Source organism: Bradyrhizobium sp. 191, assembly GCF_023100985.1.
Classification (GTDB): Bacteria; Pseudomonadota; Alphaproteobacteria; order Rhizobiales; family Xanthobacteraceae; genus Bradyrhizobium; species Bradyrhizobium diversitatis.
In genome coordinates this window covers 2,646,250-2,664,110 of record NZ_CP064692.1, presented here as the reverse complement: position 1 = coordinate 2,664,110, position 17,861 = coordinate 2,646,250, and the positions used below count along the sequence as shown (strand labels likewise).

Here is a 17,861-nt window from a genome sequence, read left to right as displayed (position 1 = left end):
AAGGCGTGGATGGCCGGGACAAGCCCGGCCATGACGATGTGGAGATTGTCGTGCCCAAAGGTGTACTGCTCATATGCGATAGGCCTGCCCACAAGGGGAGGGTAAGAGGTGAGCCGCGCTACTTTCCTTCCAGCGTATTGACCGGTGTCCAATCCGGCGGCGGCGGAGTCTCCGTCAGCACTTTCGCGCGCCTGGCGAAGCGGGCTGACGCAGGATCGATCTTCGCGACGCCGTCGAACACATCAGCCGCTTTCGCAAACTCCCTTGCCCGCCAGCATGCCAGCCCTTCCGCATACGCCGCGGCGACCTTCGCCTGCTCGTCGCTCTCTGCGTCCTTCTCCGCCAGCGGCTCGAACACCCTGATCGCCTCGCCGCGCCCCTGGACCCTGATCGCATCGAGCTCGCGCCAGGCGAAGGTATCGCCGGTCTGCGCCATCGTGGTTTCCGATGCCATGATCGCGGTGCCGTAATATTTGTTGGCGCCCTCGAGCCGCGAGGCGACGTTCACGGTGTCGCTCATCACAGTGTAATTGAAGCGGCGCCGCGAGCCGATATTGCCGACCACGGCTTCGCCGCTGTTGAGTCCGATGCGATGCGACAGGCCGTGACCGGCGAAGGCGGGATTGTAGGCATTGAGCTCCGCCAGCTTCTCGTGGCACTTCAGCGCGGCACGAACCGCATTGCGCGCGTGCGCGGGATCGTCGGCCGGCGCGCCGAACATGGCGACGATGGAATCGCCGATATATTTGTCGACGTAGCCGCCATGGCTTTCGATGATGTCGGTCATGGCGGAGAGATATTCGTTCATCAGCGTGACCAGCTCGACCGGCGTGATGGTCTCCGCGATCGAGGAGAAGCCGCTGAGATCGGAGAAGAACATCGTCACGTTGCGCATCTCGCCGCCGAGCGCCGGCATCTTGCCGGACGCCACCATGTTATCGATGACCTCGGGCGCGAGATAATAGGCAAAGCTCTCGCGGAGGAAGCGCTCGTCGCGATCGGCCAGCACGAACCGGTAGCCGATCATCATCGCCAGCGCGGCGAGGCTTGCCAGGGCCGGTTCGGCAAGAGGCAGCGCCAGCGCATGCGCGAACGCACCGACGGCGAAGGCTGTGTAAATGGCGATGACGGCGAGCCAGGCGGTCATTGCGCCGACCGGTGCAAGCATGCAGGCCACGCAGGCGATGATCGCCGCGAGCGCAATCGTGAGAGCGGTCCGCGCGGCAAAGCCGGGCTCGGTCACCGCGTCTTGCTCGATCAGATTTCGGACCGCAGCGGCATGCACGAACACACCCGCGATGTCGCTACGGGCCTGCTGCGCGGTGCCGGCGCGGGCGGGCAGGGCGCATCGTGGCGCGGGCGAGCCGTCATAACCACCGGACAATCGCATCGAGGTCAGCTTGCGGTCCTCGAAATTGAGGATGGTGCCGAGCAATACCACCTTGCCGTCGAAAGCGCGGCGGAAGAAATCGCGGTCGCCCTTCTCGGCGCAGGCGCGCAGGTCGGCGAAAGAATAGGTCGGGACGTCGCGGCCCAGGCCGCGAAAGTTGAGCGTCAGCGTGTTGGGCACCGCGCTGGGAATCGCATAGCTGGACAACTCCATCGCGCCGGATGGGCCGATCTCGGGTTTGGCGCCGAGTGCCCGCGCGGCGAGTTCGACGGCCATCGTGGGCACCGGCTTGCCATCGATGGAGAAACTCAGCGGCATCCGCCGGATCACGTCGTCGGGGTCGGTATGGACGTTGAGAGCGCGGATGTTGTTCTTCACCGCCAGCTGCTGCGCGCGGTAGGGCCTCTCCGGGTGGTCGTTGCTCAGGATTTCGCCGAGCACCAGCTTGCCGGTGTCGGAGATCTGCCGCAGGGCTATCAGGTAGTCCCGGTCAAAGCCCTTCATGCGCGTGCCGAGCGGCGCGTCGCCAAAGGAAATCTCGGATTGCTCGATCGAGCTCGGAAAGATGACGTCGAAGCCGATCACCTTGGCCCCGCCCTCGGCGATGCTCCCGAGCACCCGGCCGATCTCGCGCGTCCAGGTCTGGGTCGGCGATCCCTTGAAGGGCGGTGTGTCGTAGGTCTCTCCGTCGATCGCCACCACGACGACGGGCGAGGTGGCGGGATCACGGCGATCGCCAATGATCTTGCCGCGCAGCGCCGTGAGGATGTCGAGGGAGAGACCTTGCAGCGCCTGAAGCGGCGGTGACGTGAAGACCGCGCCCGCAAGGAGCGCAATCAGGATCGTCGCAACGATGTCCCGCCTGCCGATCCGCCGCATCGCGCCTTCGCGGAGCCGCCTATTCGAGCCGCAGCAGGCGGCCGATGATCGGCGTCGGCGATGACGTGGCGCTGGCGTCGATCTGGAAGGCGTAGCGCTTGGCGCCGAGAATGGCGAGATAGCTGCCGCCCGGGGTCAACGATTTCCCGGCCTTGGCGAAGTCATAGAACTTGCCGCCGACCATGGTTTCGTTCCTGAGCGGCACGGTGATCGTGGGCTCCTTGCCGTCGGTGCGTTCGATCACCAGAGTGCTCCCGCTCCTCGCCTGCACCAGTGGTGCGACACCGTAGAGCGTCGGCAGCTTGGACGGGGTGCTCTTGGCGTCCGGCCCCACGCTGCGGAAGGACGTTGCGGCACTCTGGTTCGCCTGGCGCTCCGACAGTTTTGCCGCATTGGTATCGCAGGGCACCTTCTCCCGCTTGACCTCGCCCAGCTGTACGATGCTCTGCTCGGTGCCGACCAGAACGACGCCCTCGCTGATCGTCTCGCGCTCACACGATTTGAGGTAGCTGAGCGTGATGCTGGCCTTCGGTCCGAGCTTGATGATCTTGCCCGGCGCCACATAGTCCATGAACGCGATGCCGTCGACCTTGCCTTGAACGTCCTCGACGATCGCGGCAGGAGTCTGTGCCAAAGCGGGGGCCGCAAGGCAGAACGCGCCGACGAAGGCGCCGATCAGGCTTTTCATGGGAAGTCTCATCCAATTCGACGATGCTCTATCGGCCCGTCCCGGTTCGATGCCTACAGCAGGGTGCCCCAAGCAAGTGTGACCAAAATCACTCTTAGTTGTTGGTGCCACTCTAGCAGGAACAGGTTCAAACCGGCGACTAGAGAAAAAATGGAGCCGCGACAGGCTGTTGGCCGGCTGATCAGGTCACGCGGTCGGGGCGGCCCCGGCCGAACGGCCCTCGGTCGAACCGCTCTCCGCCGCACTCACTGCGACGGAGCGAGAGGGGCCTCGGTCCACTGAAAAGGAGTCGTCCGCTGGCCGGCGGCGATCTCGACCACCTCGTCCCAGCGCGACAGGAAGGCCTCAACGCAGGCTGGATCGAACTGCCGCCCCGCGTTCTCAGCCAGGTAATTGCGCGCCGCCTCGAGCGGCATCGGCTCCTTATACGGCCGCCGCGTCGTCAGGGCATCGAAGACATCGGCAACCGCAACCACGCGCGCGGCGACCGGGATTTCATCCGCCTTGAGGCCGTTCGGATAGCCCGCGCCGTCCCAACGCTCGTGATGGCCTGCGGCAATTTGCGCGCCGAGCTGGATCAGCTCGCAGCTGGAATCGGCCAGGATCCGCTCGCCGATCGTCGCATGCGTCCGGATCACCGCCATCTCGTCGTCGGTGAGCTTGCCCGGCTTGAGCAGAATATTGTCGGGAATGGCGACCTTGCCGACATCGTGCAGGGGAGCGGCCAGATAGATGTCGCGGCACAGCCGGGCCGGCAGGCCGAGCTGGTGGGCGATGATACGGCTGTACCTGGCGACCCGCAGCGTGTGCTCGCCGGTGTCGTTGTCGCGGTATTCGACCGCGAGCGCGAGTCGCAGGATGATCTCCTCCTCGCGCTCGCCGAGCTTTCGCGTTGCTGCTGCGACGTCACTGGCCAGATGTGCGGCGCGGTCGTTGAGCTTGCGCACGGCTGCACCAAGCTGAACCAAATTCCGAAGGCGCACCGTCATCTCGAGGCTTTGTGGCTGCTTGGGTAAAAAATCGGTTGCACCGGCCTGCAGCGCTTCCATCTTGACGTCATCGGTCTGACGCGAGGTGATCATCGCGATCGGGATGTCGGTGCAGCCGGGAAGCCTGCGAAAGGCGCGGATGAAGCCGATGCCGTCCATATGCGGCATTTCGTAGTCGACCAGCACCAGATCGAAGGGGCGCTCCTGCGCGCAGGCCAGCGCCTCCACGGGATCGAGGAAGGTGGTGGCCTCGACCAGACCTTCAGCCTCGATGTGACGTTTCAGAAAGTTGAGGACGGAGCGGCTGTCATCAACCACGAGCGCTTGGGTCAGCATCGGTGGCCGGGGCTCTCTTCGCTGGCAAAGACACGAACCCCAGCCATAGCCCAGGCGAATTTAACGCGAAGCAAACGGCCGCACGGATGCGCACGTCTCGATGACATCTCAGCAGGTTGTGCACGCTTGCGTACAGTTGCGCGAATTCCGAACGAGTGTCACCCGTAGTTGTACGGATGCCCGTGTTAGGGGTTTGCTCACTCGATTCGCGTCAAACGAGTGTCGGAATTTTAGCAAAGGCGGGGCAGCGATGGCGCTCAATCCGACGGAGCCGAAGTGGTCGTTGCGGTTACCCGCGGACTGCAGCATCGCAGCCATTCGCAACGTGTATGAGCTCATTCGCGAGGCGTTCGGCCGCCAGGAGCGACTCGAGATCGACTGCTCCAGCGTCGACAAGGCCGACGTGACCTCGATCCAGCTTCTGCTATCGACCGCCAGGACGGGCGAGGCCCAAGGCCGCCCGGTGGTGCTCACATCATTCTCTCAGTCTCTGCGCAACACTCTTCGCCGCGCCGGCTTCGCCAGCGAGGCGATGATCGATCAGCACTTCCCGCAAAAGAAAGATGGCACCTGATGGCCACGATTCTTACCGTCGACGATTCCCCCAGCATCCGGCAGATGATCAAGGTCGTGCTCGAGCCGGCCGGTCACAACGTGATCGAGGCGGGCGACGGCGCCCAGGGGCTCGCCAAGGCGCAAGCCGGCAAGCTCGATCTCGTCATCACCGATCTCAACATGCCGGTCATGAACGGGCTGGAGCTGATCCGGGCACTGCGCAAGCTGCCGAGCGCAGTCGGCATGCCCATCGTGTTCCTGACCACCGAATCCAACGACACGGTGAAGCAGGAAGCCAAGAGCGCCGGCGCTACCGGCTGGATCACCAAGCCCTTCAAGCCTGAGCAGTTGCTCGCCGTGGTCGCCAAGCTGGTGCGCGCATGAGTGCGATGGATCCGACCGAGATCTTCCGCCAGGAAGCCAGCGAGCTGTTCGAGGTTCTGGAAGGAGCCCTGCTCGACCTCGGTCAGCGTCCCGACGACCGCGAACTGGTCGATTCCGCCTTCCGCGCCCTGCATACGATCAAGGGATCGGGCGCCATGTTCGGCTTCGACAAGGTCGCCTCCTTCACCCACGAATTCGAGACCGCATTCGACCGCGTCCGCAAGGGCGAGATCAAGCCGACGCAGGAGCTGATCTCGGTCGCGCTCGCCGCCAAGGACTACATCCGCGCGCTGATCGAGGATCCGCAGTCGACCGACGACGTCATCGGTGAAGCCATCCTCGACGACCTCAAGCGCTTCGTTTCGTTCGACCAGCCCGCCGCTGCGGTCGTCGAGATCGCCGAGGCGCCGCCGCTGGCACCTGGCGGAAGCAAGCAGGCCGGCTGGCACCTCTATCTGGAGTTCGAATCCCACATCCTGCGCAACGGCTCGAATCCGCTCGACCTGTTGGAGGATCTCTGCAAGCTCGGTCCGTGCTTCGTCGTGCCTGTCACCGACGGCATCCCGTTCCTCGACGAGATGGAGCCGGAAGACTGCTACCTGAAATGGGACGTCAAGCTGCACGCGGCCTGCGACAAGGACGCGATCGACGACGTCTTCATGTTCGTCCAGGACGAGTTGAAGCTCACCCTCTCGCCGCTCGAGCATGTCGAAGCGCCCGCGCCTGCACCGCTCTTTCAGCTCCTCGACGAGGAGCCGGCACCCATGGCCGAGATGCCTGCGCCCCCGGTCGAGCTTCCCGCCGCGCCGGTCGCCGAGCAGCCCGTCGTCAAGTCCGAGCCCAAATCTGAACCGAGGCCGGAGCCGAAACCCGAAGCCAAGCGCGAAGAGCGCGGCATCGCCACCGTCCGCGTCCAGGCCGAACGCCTCGACGAGCTGATGGACCGCGTCGGCGAGCTCGTCATCGCCCAGGCGCGGCTGACCCAGCTCGCCGCCTCCGGCTCCGACCTCTCGATCAAGATGATCGCCGAGGAGATCGAGCGCCTCGCTTCCTCCTTGCGCGACACCACGATGGGCGCCCGCATGGTGCCGATCGGCTCCTTGTTCGGCCGCTTCCGTCGGCTGGTGCACGATCTGTCGCGCGATCTGTCCAAGCCGGTCGAATTCGTCACGTCGGGCGAGGACACCGAGCTCGACAAGACCATGATCGAGTGCTTGGCCGATCCGCTGGTGCACCTCATCCGCAATGCCATCGACCACGGCATCGAAGACAACGCCACGCGCGCTGCCAATGGCAAGACCGAGCAGGGCCGCATCGAGCTCGCCGCCGTGCATTCCGGCGCGCAGGTGCTGGTCACCGTGAAGGACAATGGCGGCGGTCTCAACACCGCGCGTATCCGCGCGAAGGCGGAAGAGCAGGGGCTGATCGCGGCCGGCGCCGTGCTGACCGATCACGAGATCCACCAATTCCTGTTCCATCCCGGCTTCTCGACCGCCCAGACCATCTCGGCGCTGTCGGGCCGCGGCGTCGGCATGGACGTCGTCAAGCGTACCATCGAGAACATGCGCGGCTCGATCGATTTGTCGACCAGGCCGGGCCAGGGCACCACCGTGACGCTGCGCCTGCCGCTCACACTCGCGATCATCGAGGGCCTCCTGATCCGCGTCGGCGAAGGCCGCTACATCATTCCGCTGCCGGCGGTTGAGGAGTGCGTCGAGCTGACGGCCGAGGACGAACGTTCGCGCGGCCGCAACTTCCTGAATGTGCGCGGCAATCTCGTCCCGTTCTTGCGGCTGCGCGAGATCATGTCTTCGTCGGGTTCGCCCGACAAGCACCAGAAGACGATCATCATCTCTACAGGCGAGACCCGCGTCGGCCTCGTCGCCGACCAGATCATCGGCAACCACCAGACCGTGATCAAGTCGCTCTCCAAGCTGCACTCCGACGTCACGATTTTCTCCGGCGCGACGATTCTCGGTGACGGCACGGCGGCTCTGATCCTCGACGTCGCGCAGCTCGTCGCAATGGCGCAGTCGAAGGTCGAGAAGCAGCATATCAGCGAGGCGGCGTGATGGACGGGAATTTGGCGGGCGAGCATCAGAGCGGCGCAATGCAGGTCGTAATGATCGGCCTCGGCGAGGAGAAGTTTGCGCTCGATGCGGGTCTCGTGCGCGAGATCATCGATCCCGTCCCGGTGACCAAAGTGGCGGGGGCGCGTGCCTTCGTTCCCAGCGTGATCAACGTGCGCGGCAACGTCATTCCGCTCGCCGACCTGCGCATCCGCTTCGGCATGCCGCAGCTCGACAATTCGGCCGACACACGCATCGTCGTCATCGAGCTCGATTTCGACGGCGAACCGGTTCTGGTCGGCCTCACCGCCGACAAGGTCTATGAAGTCACGGAGATCGCGCAGACGGATGTGCAGCAGACGCCACGCGTCGGCATGCACTGGAAGCCGGAGTTCATTCGCTTTATCGCGAAATGGCGTGAAGAGTTCGTCATCGTTCCCAACATGGAACGCATTCTGAATTGAAATGAGGTCTCGGGCGAGACTTGGGTAGGGGCTGGAAATGAGATTTACCGTCAAGGCAAAGCTGGCCAGTGCGTTCGGCTTGATCATCGTCCTGTCGGGAGTGGCGGGCGGCGTGGCCTACTTGAAGCTCGGCGACATGATGGCGACCGCTGACAACATGGTCCTGCGTGCAAACCGGATGGAGAAGGCAACGCAGATCGAAAAGGACATCCTGCTTCAGCTTCGCGCGGAAAAGAATTCGATCCTCGCTACCGATGCGCAGACCGAACAGTTTGCCGCCGAGGCAGCCAGACTTCGCGAGCACGTGACGAAGACCAAGGATGAAGTCTACGCGTTGGCGAGCGAGGGGGGCCGGAAGCTACTCGACAGCTTTGCAGCCACATACGCGAAGATGAATACGTATCAGGAAGAGACGATTCGGCTGGCGAAGACAGACAAGACGAAAGCTACCGAGCGTTCGACAGGCGACGGCCGGAAGGCCGTCGCAGATGCGATGGAGGCGATGGGTGCCTACGTCGTCAACACGAAGAAGCAGCTGGCCGAGCAGGCGGCTCGATCCAAGGAAGAAGGACATCAGGCCCAGTTCCTGCTGATGACGTTGATCGGCATCTCGCTGGCGATCGCGATTGGGGCCGCGCTGTGGATCTCCATCTCGATCAGCCGCTCGCTCGGAAGAGCGGTCGGCCTTGCGGGCGCCGTGGCGGACGGCGATCTCAGCCAGACCATTCCCTCGGCGAGCAACGATGAGATCGGAGATCTCGTCAGGTCGCTGAACGTGATGGTCGAGAAGCTTCGGCAGATCGTCACCGAGGCGATTACGGCGGCGCAGAACGTTTCCGCCGGGAGCCAGGAGCTGTCCGCGAGCGCCGAGCAGCTCTCCCAGGGCGCGACCGAGCAGGCTTCGTCTGCCGAGGAAGCCTCCTCTTCGATGGAGGAAATGGCCTCCAACGTGAAACAGAACGCCGACAACGCCAACCAGACCGAGAAGATTGCGGCGCAATCGGCCAAGGACGCCGAAGCCAGCGGTGTCGCCGTCGGTCGTGCCGTCGAGGCGATGCAGACCATCGCCGAGAAGATCACGATCGTGCAGGAGATCGCGCGCCAGACCGACCTGCTCGCGCTCAACGCGGCGGTGGAAGCGGCGCGCGCAGGCGAGCACGGCAAGGGCTTTGCGGTGGTCGCCTCCGAGGTGCGCAAGCTCGCCGAGCGCAGCCAGGCGGCCGCGGCTGACATCGGCACGCTCTCGACCGAGAGCGTCAAGGTCGCGCAAGAGGCGGGCCAAATGCTGTCCAAGCTCGTGCCCGACATCAAGAAGACCGCGGAGCTGGTGCAGGAGATCACCGCGGCCTGCCGCGAGCAGGACGTCGGTTCGGCCCAGATCAACCAGGCGATCCAGCAGCTCGACAAGGTCGGCCAGCAGAACGCCAGCGCGTCCGAGCAGGTGTCTTCCACTTCGGAGGAACTCGCTTCGCAAGCCGAGCAGCTCCAGTCCACCATCTCGTTCTTCCGGATCGAGCACGCGGCACGCAAGGCGATTGCCGCGGCCGAGCCGATCGACCGCGCCGTCGGTCAGCTCCGGGCCAAGGCTGCGCACATGGCGGCTGTGGATCGCGAGACGAAGAAGCCGGCCCCCGTCCGCAAACCGGCACGCGCGATGAAGGTCGCCGGTGGCGGTGGTGGCTTCGCCTTCGACATGCACGACGGCGAAGACGACCGCGACGCCGACTTCCAGCGCTGATCAGCCGGTCCGGCCTTTATGCCGGACCGCATTCATTTGCCAACCTTCGGATCATTGGACTGCATCATGGCCGCAACCTCGCAATATCTGACGCTCGGGCTCGCCGGCGAGACGTTCGGCATCAGCATCCGCAATGTCCGCGAGATCCTCGACATGCGGCCGATCTCTCGGCTTCCGCACGCTCCGAACTTCCTGCTCGGCATGATCGACGTGCGCGGCAGCGGCTATCCGATCGTCGACCTCCGGACCAAGCTCGGCCTGCCCAGCGTGCCGGCCACCGAAGCCACCCGCATCATCATCCTCGACGTGTCGATGAAAGGCCGCCTGGTCGGCGTCGGCTTCGTCGCCGACTGCGTGTTCGAGGTCACCGACATCGACGAGCAGGCGATCGAGCCGATTCCCGAGGTCGGCGGTAGATGGCAATCCGATTATGCCTCCGGCATCGGCCGCAAGGGCGAGAAGTTCGTCGTCATCTTCGACCTCGCCAGGCTGATGGCGAACGACAGGATTCCGGATGGGCGCGATGCCGGCGCGGATGCGCCGCGCGCCGCCTGAGTCTGCAAGAGTGAAGCGTAGTCGCGCGTAAGCACCCCAATTCGAACCAACGAGACTGACATGAGATTCACCGTCAAAGCCAAGCTTGCCACCGCCTTCGGCGTCGTCATCCTGCTGTCCATGATCGCCGGTGGCGTCGCGTATCTGAAGCTGAACGACATGGTCGCGACGGCCGAGCATCTGTCTGCCCGTGCCGGCCGGCTGGCCAAGGTTGGCGAGCTTCAGGAGGCCGTCCTGCTTCAGGTGCGGGCCGAGAAGAACACGATCCTCGCGGCGGAAGCCGACCAGGACAAGTTCATCAGCCAGATCGCCCAACTGCGCGAACGTGCGATGAAGGTAAAGGACGAGGTCTACTCCAGCGCGAGCGAGACCGGCAGGAAGTTGATCGATACTTTTGCCGTTGCCTACGCGAACTCCAACGCGGTACAGGACCAGACGCTTGCGCTTGCCAAACAGGACAAGGCCAGGGCGACCGAGCGGTCGATGACCGAGGGCCTGAAGGCCTCCACGCCGGCACTCACGGCGGCGAGCGACTACATCAATTATGTGAAGAAGCAGATGGCCGCGGAGAGCGAGCAGGCCAAAGTCGATGGCGGCCGCGCCACCCTGATTCTCATTTCCCTGATCCTCGCGTCGCTCGTCATCGCCATCGCGGCGGCGGTCTGGATGGCTCTGAGTATCAGCCGTTCCCTTTCCAGCGCGGTCGGCCTTGCCGATGCGGTGGCGATCGGCGATCTCAGCCAAAAGATCGATTCGTTCAGCAATGACGAGATCGGCGACCTCATCAAGTCGCTGAATACGATGACGGTCAACCTCAACCAGACCGCGGCCGTCGCCAACGAGATTGCGCAGGGCAACCTCACGGTCGAAGCCAAGCCGCTGTCGGACAAGGATACGCTGGGCCTCGCGCTCGAACGCATGATCGAGAAGCTTCGCCAGATCGTGTCGGAGGCTTTGACGGCCGCGCAGAACGTTTCCGCCGGCAGCCAGGAGCTCTCCGCGAGCGCCGAGCAGCTCTCGCAGGGTGCGACCGAGCAGGCCTCCTCCGCCGAGGAAGCCTCCTCCTCGATGGAGGAGATGGCCGCGAACGTGAAGCAGAACGCCGACAACGCCAACCAGACCGAGAAGATCGCCGCGCAGTCGGCCAAGGACGCGGAAGCCTCGGGCGCAGCCGTCGGCCGTGCCGTCAGCGCGATGCAGACCATCGCCGAGAAGATCACGATCGTGCAGGAGATCGCGCGTCAGACCGATCTGCTCGCGCTCAACGCCGCAGTGGAAGCCGCGCGCGCAGGCGAGCACGGCAAGGGCTTTGCCGTGGTCGCCTCCGAGGTGCGCAAGCTCGCCGAACGCAGCCAGGCGGCAGCGGCCGAGATCGGCACGCTTTCGACCGACACCGTCAAGGTGGCGCAGGAGGCCGGCGCCATGCTGTCCAAGCTCGTTCCCGACATCAAGAAGACCGCTGAGCTCGTCGAAGAGATCACCGCGGCCTGCCGCGAGCAGGACGTCGGTTCGGCGCAGATCAACCAGGCGATCCAGCAGCTCGACAAGGTCGGCCAGCAGAACGCCAGCGCATCCGAGCAGGTGTCCTCGACCTCCGAAGAGCTCGCCTCGCAGGCCGAGCAGCTCCAGTCCACCATCGCGTATTTCCGCATCGACCACGGCACAAAGAGCCAGGCGGCCGCGCCGATCGACCGGGCGGTCAACCAACTGCGCGCCAAGGCGGCCACCATGGCGGCGGTCGAACGTCCGGCGAGGAAGCCGCTGGCCAAGCCGGTGCGCGCCGCGAAGGTTGCCGGCGGCGGCGGTTTCGCGTTCGACATGAACGACGGCGAAGACGATCGGGACGCGGATTTCCAGCGCTAGGATTCTGACGGATCGGCCCCCCATCGGCGGGCCGATCCGTCTTCGGCAATTTTAGTTAAAGTGTAGGATTCAAGATGCTCCGTATGGCCGGTTATGCAATGCAGGCGGCCGTCCCGGACGGGAGCCGCCGGCCATGATGCCTGCCATGCAGGATACGGCCGTGCACCTGTCCGACCGCCATTTCCGGACCATCGCCGAATTGATCGAGGGCCAGGTCGGCATCAAGCTGCCGCAGGGCAAGCGGCTGATGCTGGAGGGGCGGCTGCACAAGCGCGTGCGCGCGCTGAATTTCTCCGACCTCAATGAATATGTCGAGAACCTGTTCGAGGCGGACCATTTCGACACCGAGCTCACCCATCTCATCGATGTGGTGACGACCAACAAGACCGACTTCTTCCGCGAGCCGCAGCACTTCACTTTCTTGCGCGAAGTCGCGATTCCCGCCCTGCTCAAGGCGCGTGGACGGAGGAACGCGAATCTGAAGATCTGGAGCTCGGCGAGCTCCACCGGCATGGAAGCCTACACGACCGCGATGGTGCTGGACGACATGACGCGGAGCGGCTCGCGCTTCCAGTACCGCATTCTCGGGACCGACATCTCGACCGCGGTGCTGCGCCTCGCCAGGACGGCGATCTACAGCCGCGACGTGCTCGCCCCGGTGCCGGAGCAGTTCGTGAAACGGTATTTTTCGTCGTCGCGGGACAAGTCGCGCGGCGAAGTGCGGATCGTACCTGAGCTACGGCGCATGACGCACTTCATGAGGATGAACCTCATGGACAAGTCCTATCCCGTCGACCGTGACGTCGATATCATCTTCTGCCGCAACGTCCTGATCTATTTCGAGCGCGAGACCCAGCGCAAGGTGGTGGAGCAATTGTGCAGCCATCTGCGTCCGGGCGGCTATCTGCTGGTCGGGCATTCGGAATCGATGATTCACAGTGCAGTGCCTGGGCTGAAGCAGGTTCAGCCAACCATCTTCCAGGTCTAGCCGGAGCGCAACCAGAATGCCGAGGGAGAAAGTTCGCGTGCTGATCGTGGACGATTCGGCGTCGGTGCGCCAAATCCTGCTGACGATCCTGAGTGAAGACCCTGATATCGAAGTGATGGCGACCGCGTCCGATCCGTTCGTGGCGGCCAAGCGGCTCGAGAAGGAGCTGCCTGACGTCATCATCCTCGACCTCGAAATGCCGCGTATGGACGGCATGACCTTCCTGCGCAAGATCATGGCGCAACGTCCGATACCGGTGATCATCTGCTCCTCGCTGACCGAGGAAGGCTCGAACGTGATGTTCGAGGCGTTCGAGGCGGGGGCGGTCGACATCGTGCCGAAGCCGAAGATCGACACGCGGCAGGCGCTGCTCGAATGCTCCACGCGGCTGCGTGAGGCCGTGAAGTCGGCCGCCCGCGCCCGGGTGCGCCCGCGCGCGGAGCGTCGCGCAATCGAGAAGAAGCTGACCGCCGATGCCATCATCCCGCCGCCGGTGCAGGGCAAGGTCCGGCCGACCACGGAACGCATCGTGTGCATCGGTGCCTCGACCGGCGGCACCGAAGCGCTCAACGACGTCCTTGAAATGCTGCCACTGCACTGTCCGCCCATCGTCATCGTCCAGCACATGCCGGCAGGCTTCACCGCGGCCTTTGCCAGGCGTCTCGACGGCGTCTGCCAGATCCGGGTCAAGGAGGCCGAGGACGGCGAACCGGTGCTGCCGGGTTGCGCCTATATCGCGCCGGGAGCCCGCCACATGCTGCTCCAGCGCATCGGCCTGCGCTACCAGATCGCGATCAAGGATGGGCCGCCGGTGTCCCGGCATCGCCCGTCCGTCGACGTGTTGTTCCGTTCGGCGGCCCAACATGCCGGCGCCAATGCGCTCGGCGTGATCATGACAGGCATGGGCGATGACGGCGCGCGCGGAATGCTGGAGATGCGCAAGCTCGGCGCCTCGACGCGGGCTCAGGATGAAGAGAGCTGCGTGGTGTTCGGCATGCCCAAGGAAGCCATCGCCCATGGCGGCGTCGAGAAGGTCGTATCGCTGCACCATATCCCGCGCGAAATCATGCTCTGGTATCAGACCGGGCACGTTGCGGCGGCAGGTTGAGCGCAATGTCAGTCATTCCCGCCGACACGCTTGCCGAGGCGATCGCCGCAATCGAGGACGTCTCCTCGCGTATCGAGGACGTGTTCGCGCGCGTCGGTCACGAGCTCGGGCGCGGACATCTCATCTTCAAGGAGCTGAACCAGGGCCTCGCAACGCTTTCCTCGGAACTCTCCGGCGCAGAGATCGAGGGCGCCGCGACCGCGCTACAGGAAATCGCAGCGCGGCTCAGCGACCTGGCGCAGGCGCTGCCGGCCGAAAGCGCCCTGCTCGAGACGATCGGCAAGAGCACGGCGGAGGCGTCCGCCTTGCTCAAGCCGTTGTTCAAGCACATCCAGATCATCACCATCATCGCCCGCAGCGCGCGGATCGAGGCAGCCGCGCTCGACGGCGATCGCGAGGGCTTTCTCGCCTTCACGCAGGAGGCCTATGATCTCGGCAAGGCCGTGCAGGGCGCGATCGAGGGCTGTGCGCGGGATCAGCAGCGCCTCTCGGAGGCGGTCGCCACCGCATTCGGCCGGCAGAAGGAGTTCGAGAGCCGCTACCGGAATCAACTGGCGGCGGAGAGCGCCGAACTCGGCTCCGCCTATTCCGGATTGCATGACCAGCGCCGCAACAGCAGCCATCTGGCCGACCGCGCAGGTTCCAGCACCTGGAAGATCGCCGAGGCGGTCGGCAGCGCGATTGTTTCCCTGCAGGCGGGCGACAGCACGCGTCAGCGTCTCGAGCATGTCTCCCACGGTCTCGGCCTTGTGGCTGGAGCCGCCCCGAGCCTCGTTCCCGGGCCGATCGCGAGCGATGACGGCGCGCGTGCGATCTGCCAGCTGCAGGCGGCCCAGCTCAGGGATGCCCAGCGCGAGTTCGGCGGCGACATCGGCCAGATCGTTCGCGCGCTGACCGCCATCCTGCACGATGCGGGCAGCGTCGTCGGGCACGGCCGCACGTTGTTTGGCGGCGAGGATGGCGGCTCGTCGTCGTTCCTGACGCGCATCAAGCAGACGCTGGCGCACGCATCGACCCTGATCGCCACCTGCGAGGGGGCGGGCCGCTCGGTCGACGAGGCGCTCGCGATCGTCGAGGATACGCTGACGAAATTTCGCCAGGCGATCGCCGGGCTGGCCGAGGCGACGATCGACATCACGCTGATCGGAATGAATGCGGGCCTCAAGGCCAGCCATCTCGGCAGCCGCGGCAGCGCTTTCGTCGTCATTGCCAACGAGCTCAAGGCAACGGCCGACCATGTCTCGGTGGGAGCGGGGCGTTTGAAGCCCGTGCTCGACGGCATCGAGCGATCGGCCGGGGAGCTGAAGGAGCTCCGTGTGCAGGGCGATCCCACGCAGCTCGCCAAGCTCGAACCGCAGATCCTTCAGGCACTGCGCGAGGTCGAGGCCGGCAATGAACGGCTCGGCAAGCTGATGAGCCGGCTCGTCGATGAAGGTGCGGAATTCGAGGGCCTGATGAATTCGGCGCTAGGCCTGATGACCACGCTCGGTGAAGGCTCCGCGGCATTGCCCGCGGTCGCGGCGCGGCTCGAGACCGCGAGCGCCGCCGCGCAGCAGCCGCGGCCGCAAGCGCAGGACGAGGCGGTGCTCGACCAGCTCTTTGCGCGCTACACGATGGAACGCGAGCGCGACGTGCACCGGGAGTTCCTGCAAACCTTCGGGCTGGCGTCGAGAGCCGCCGTGCGCTCGGTCGAGGCAGTCGAGACCGCGGACGACGGAATAGAGTTGTTCTGATCCTGCTGCGGGGCGCCGCCTCCCGCGCCGGTGGAAATTTGACGGATTGACTTTGCACGGCGTTAACCGTGGCGGAATGCTCGCCGCGCCGGTCATTGTCGCGGCCCCACGGTTCGTTGCAAATACGCATGGAATTCATGGGTGGATGTTTCCATGCTGAAAGAGGGCAATTACGCGGCGTGGTTCAGAACCGCGCAAGCGCAAGGCACCGGTATCGTGCATGTGGCCCAGGGTCGGATTTCCGGCAGTGACAGCTTCTTCACCTACGGCGGCTCCTATCAGTTTCACGACGACCAGCGTTTCACGGCCGTTCTAACCACACGGCGACATGCCGACGGCCCGCCGACCGTGTTCGGGCTCGACGAAGTCGAGGTCGAGCTCTCCGGTGTGTATACCGGCGCGATGGCGACCTGTTCGGGAACGGCCCGGGAAGCGCCTGACGTGAAGTTCGAGGTGACGCTGATCTACAGTCAGGAAGATCCGCCGGTTGCCGACGCCCGCAGCGCGGTCGTGAAGCTCAAGTCCGACAAGTTGCCCAAGGGGCTCGACGGCCGTTCCCGCCCGCGGCGTCCTTTCACGGCTGGCTCGCCCAAGTAAGAGCCAGATCGATGACGATCCGCGCAGCGCCACACGAAGCTCGCACCTGTCGCCCTGATTAGCGTTGCATTGACGTTGTTGTCTCGAAGTCGCGTCGCAGCCGCGCTGAAGCAATGCTGCCTTTACGACCGAGAGCTAGTATTGCGGCCGGTCAAGCGTGGTGGAAGAACATGCCTCAAATCTGGATGACATACGACGAACTCGGTGCGCTTTGCGGCTGCGGCGCCATGGAGGCCCGGGACCGTGCCATCCATTTGTCACTCGATCGTCGCAAGAGCCGCGATGGGATGACACGCGTCAAACTCGATCCGGCGCTGATGGTCGAATTCTTTGCATCCATTCGCGAGACGGATTTCGATCTCGATCTCGCCATTGAAGCGCTGCAGAACACCCATCGGCAGATGGCCGGACTCCTCGCTCCCTCCGAGTCCCGCAACAGGCGCGGGGTGGCTTGAGCCGGCCGCCTTAGGAAGGTGGTCTGGGCAAGAACGCCAAGATCATCTGGGCGAGCATGACGCCCACGGTGCCTCCCGCCGCCTTCTGCAACACGTCGAGGAAACCCGGATCGCGGTCGGGTATGAACGCCTGCATCAGCTCCAGCCCCATAGCGACCGCGACGACGAGAGAGCAGGCAAGAGCGAACCGTCCGGGCAGCAGGAAGGAAAGCAGGAAGCCGAGCAGCCCGTAGGCGCTGAAGCGCTCGATCACGACGACCCAATAGGCCTCGTGATGCCCCATGAGTGCGGGTCTACCCGCCAGCCTTGCAAGGGTGGCATAGACGATCAGCGCAAGACAGATGCTCGCAGCTGCTATGAGGTGGTTCCTGCGCATGACGCCAACATACAAGGTTTGGTTGTCCGTCAGGTTCGAAAGCCGAAAATATCGTTAAAGGGGTGTCTGCTGCACACGCCTGCTTTCAACGTGATACGTTCGGGCAGTTCAACGTTGCTGGCTCCGCGCAGCGACGGACTGTGAGGCGCGAGGCGAGCGCTGTCGCGCCGAAGTCAGGTCTTCTTGCCCGTCTTCGGCTTTAACGAAAGGCCAAGCCGTAGCGCCATGCGCTTGACTGCATCGGGTGAGCGCCCGAGAATTTTCGCTGCTTGTTCCAGCGAGGCTGAAGACTTCGCCAGCTCCATGAGCCGGCGGTCTTCCTTGAACGACCAGGGCCTGCGCGCCATAGCGAAATGATCCTCTCGTCGACACAACGACAAAGCCGCCAAGCGGACCCATTCGCTCGACGGCTTTGCTTGGGCGGGGCCGGGCCTTGGGGAAGCCCGGTGCGAGAGATGGATAAGGAAAGCGTGAAAATTCGCAACAAACAACGCGGATTAAGCTAACCTCTCAACCTTACCGGGATGAAGTTGGTGAATGACGCTCCGTATACCACGGATGTTTCGTTAATGTCGTCTGCAACCGGGCAGCGACCGCATTCGAAATCCGTCGAAGCCGTCTTCATCAATGCGAAGAGCAGACGTGCTCGGCCACCGTGCGCTTGCCGCTTGCGGCCGCTTGCCGAGAGGAACAC

17 protein-coding genes are annotated in these 17,861 nt (G+C 64.4%); 12 read left to right on the top strand and 5 right to left on the bottom strand.

Annotated features, from left to right (window positions below):
* Positions 1-118: 118 nt before the first annotated feature.
* The 3 genes from IVB23_RS12295 to IVB23_RS12285 form a co-directional block, all read right to left on the bottom strand.
* Complete coding sequence (locus IVB23_RS12295) at positions 119-2,269, bottom strand: adenylate/guanylate cyclase domain-containing protein (RefSeq protein ID WP_247803693.1); 2,151 nt, start codon at positions 2,267-2,269, stop codon at positions 119-121.
* Positions 2,270-2,288: 19 nt separating this feature from the next.
* On the bottom strand, positions 2,289-2,957 hold the full coding sequence (locus tag IVB23_RS12290) for a hypothetical protein (RefSeq protein WP_197967452.1): 669 nt from the start codon (positions 2,955-2,957) through the stop codon (positions 2,289-2,291).
* 245 nt (positions 2,958-3,202) lie between these two features.
* A complete protein-coding gene (locus IVB23_RS12285) occupies positions 3,203-4,282 on the bottom strand; it encodes an HD domain-containing phosphohydrolase (protein WP_197967451.1) in 1,080 nt (359 codons plus the stop codon).
* Between the two features lie 250 nt (positions 4,283-4,532).
* On the opposite strand from IVB23_RS12285, the gene IVB23_RS12280 reads away from it, so the two are divergent.
* From IVB23_RS12280 to IVB23_RS12225, 12 genes are all read left to right on the top strand, one after another.
* Positions 4,533-4,856 (top strand): STAS domain-containing protein, encoded by a 324-nt coding sequence (locus IVB23_RS12280; RefSeq protein ID WP_061878760.1) that lies wholly within the window; start codon positions 4,533-4,535, stop codon positions 4,854-4,856.
* Complete coding sequence (locus IVB23_RS12275; RefSeq protein WP_061878761.1) at positions 4,856-5,221, top strand: response regulator; 366 nt, start codon at positions 4,856-4,858, stop codon at positions 5,219-5,221. Before IVB23_RS12280 ends, IVB23_RS12275 begins: the two co-directional genes overlap by 1 nt.
* Entirely contained in the window at positions 5,218-7,293 is a 2,076-nt protein-coding gene (locus tag IVB23_RS12270) for a chemotaxis protein CheA (RefSeq protein WP_247803692.1), read from the top strand. Before IVB23_RS12275 ends, IVB23_RS12270 begins: the two co-directional genes overlap by 4 nt.
* Positions 7,293-7,754, top strand: coding sequence for a chemotaxis protein CheW (locus IVB23_RS12265; RefSeq protein WP_061878763.1), 462 nt, complete (start codon positions 7,293-7,295; stop codon positions 7,752-7,754). Before IVB23_RS12270 ends, IVB23_RS12265 begins: the two co-directional genes overlap by 1 nt.
* A gap of 37 nt (positions 7,755-7,791) precedes the next feature.
* Positions 7,792-9,492, top strand: coding sequence for a methyl-accepting chemotaxis protein (locus IVB23_RS12260; RefSeq protein ID WP_061878764.1), 1,701 nt, complete (start codon positions 7,792-7,794; stop codon positions 9,490-9,492).
* A gap of 66 nt (positions 9,493-9,558) precedes the next feature.
* Positions 9,559-10,047, top strand: coding sequence for a chemotaxis protein CheW (locus IVB23_RS12255; protein ID WP_247803690.1), 489 nt, complete (start codon positions 9,559-9,561; stop codon positions 10,045-10,047).
* Positions 10,048-10,107: 60 nt separating this feature from the next.
* Positions 10,108-11,910, top strand: coding sequence for a methyl-accepting chemotaxis protein (locus IVB23_RS12250; protein WP_061878766.1), 1,803 nt, complete (start codon positions 10,108-10,110; stop codon positions 11,908-11,910).
* A gap of 133 nt (positions 11,911-12,043) precedes the next feature.
* Positions 12,044-12,898 (top strand): CheR family methyltransferase, encoded by an 855-nt coding sequence (locus IVB23_RS12245; protein ID WP_247803688.1) that lies wholly within the window; start codon positions 12,044-12,046, stop codon positions 12,896-12,898.
* Between the two features lie 16 nt (positions 12,899-12,914).
* On the top strand, positions 12,915-14,006 hold the full coding sequence (locus IVB23_RS12240; protein WP_061878768.1) for a chemotaxis response regulator protein-glutamate methylesterase: 1,092 nt from the start codon (positions 12,915-12,917) through the stop codon (positions 14,004-14,006).
* Positions 14,007-14,011: 5 nt separating this feature from the next.
* Entirely contained in the window at positions 14,012-15,739 is a 1,728-nt protein-coding gene (locus tag IVB23_RS12235; RefSeq protein ID WP_247803687.1) for a chemotaxis protein, read from the top strand.
* A gap of 153 nt (positions 15,740-15,892) precedes the next feature.
* Positions 15,893-16,336 carry a hypothetical protein gene (locus IVB23_RS12230; protein ID WP_061878770.1) on the top strand — a complete coding sequence of 148 codons (444 nt, stop codon included), beginning with the start codon at positions 15,893-15,895 and terminating at the stop codon, positions 16,334-16,336.
* 170 nt (positions 16,337-16,506) lie between these two features.
* Complete coding sequence (locus IVB23_RS12225) at positions 16,507-16,791, top strand: hypothetical protein (RefSeq protein WP_061878771.1); 285 nt, start codon at positions 16,507-16,509, stop codon at positions 16,789-16,791.
* A 10-nt stretch (positions 16,792-16,801) separates the two neighbouring features.
* Here the strand turns inward: IVB23_RS12225 and IVB23_RS12220 are convergent, their stop codons facing one another.
* Complete coding sequence (locus IVB23_RS12220) at positions 16,802-17,167, bottom strand: VanZ family protein (RefSeq protein ID WP_061878814.1); 366 nt, start codon at positions 17,165-17,167, stop codon at positions 16,802-16,804.
* Positions 17,168-17,340: 173 nt separating this feature from the next.
* Positions 17,341-17,514, bottom strand: coding sequence for a hypothetical protein (locus tag IVB23_RS12215; RefSeq protein WP_197488678.1), 174 nt, complete (start codon positions 17,512-17,514; stop codon positions 17,341-17,343).
* Positions 17,515-17,861 lie beyond the last annotated feature (347 nt).

Coding starts and splice junctions, on each gene's coding strand:
- IVB23_RS12295 (WP_247803693.1), bottom strand. CDS start 2,269: ATGCGGCGGATCGGCAGGCGGGACATCGTTGCGACGATCCTGATTGCG.
- IVB23_RS12290 (WP_197967452.1), bottom strand. CDS start 2,957: ATGAAAAGCCTGATCGGCGCCTTCGTCGGCGCGTTCTGCCTTGCGGCC.
- IVB23_RS12285 (WP_197967451.1), bottom strand. CDS start 4,282: ATGCTGACCCAAGCGCTCGTGGTTGATGACAGCCGCTCCGTCCTCAAC.
- IVB23_RS12280 (WP_061878760.1), top strand. CDS start 4,533: ATGGCGCTCAATCCGACGGAGCCGAAGTGGTCGTTGCGGTTACCCGCG.
- IVB23_RS12275 (WP_061878761.1), top strand. CDS start 4,856: ATGGCCACGATTCTTACCGTCGACGATTCCCCCAGCATCCGGCAGATG.
- IVB23_RS12270 (WP_247803692.1), top strand. CDS start 5,218: ATGAGTGCGATGGATCCGACCGAGATCTTCCGCCAGGAAGCCAGCGAG.
- IVB23_RS12265 (WP_061878763.1), top strand. CDS start 7,293: ATGGACGGGAATTTGGCGGGCGAGCATCAGAGCGGCGCAATGCAGGTC.
- IVB23_RS12260 (WP_061878764.1), top strand. CDS start 7,792: ATGAGATTTACCGTCAAGGCAAAGCTGGCCAGTGCGTTCGGCTTGATC.
- IVB23_RS12255 (WP_247803690.1), top strand. CDS start 9,559: ATGGCCGCAACCTCGCAATATCTGACGCTCGGGCTCGCCGGCGAGACG.
- IVB23_RS12250 (WP_061878766.1), top strand. CDS start 10,108: ATGAGATTCACCGTCAAAGCCAAGCTTGCCACCGCCTTCGGCGTCGTC.
- IVB23_RS12245 (WP_247803688.1), top strand. CDS start 12,044: ATGATGCCTGCCATGCAGGATACGGCCGTGCACCTGTCCGACCGCCAT.
- IVB23_RS12240 (WP_061878768.1), top strand. CDS start 12,915: ATGCCGAGGGAGAAAGTTCGCGTGCTGATCGTGGACGATTCGGCGTCG.
- IVB23_RS12235 (WP_247803687.1), top strand. CDS start 14,012: ATGTCAGTCATTCCCGCCGACACGCTTGCCGAGGCGATCGCCGCAATC.
- IVB23_RS12230 (WP_061878770.1), top strand. CDS start 15,893: ATGCTGAAAGAGGGCAATTACGCGGCGTGGTTCAGAACCGCGCAAGCG.
- IVB23_RS12225 (WP_061878771.1), top strand. CDS start 16,507: ATGCCTCAAATCTGGATGACATACGACGAACTCGGTGCGCTTTGCGGC.
- IVB23_RS12220 (WP_061878814.1), bottom strand. CDS start 17,167: ATGCGCAGGAACCACCTCATAGCAGCTGCGAGCATCTGTCTTGCGCTG.
- IVB23_RS12215 (WP_197488678.1), bottom strand. CDS start 17,514: ATGGCGCGCAGGCCCTGGTCGTTCAAGGAAGACCGCCGGCTCATGGAG.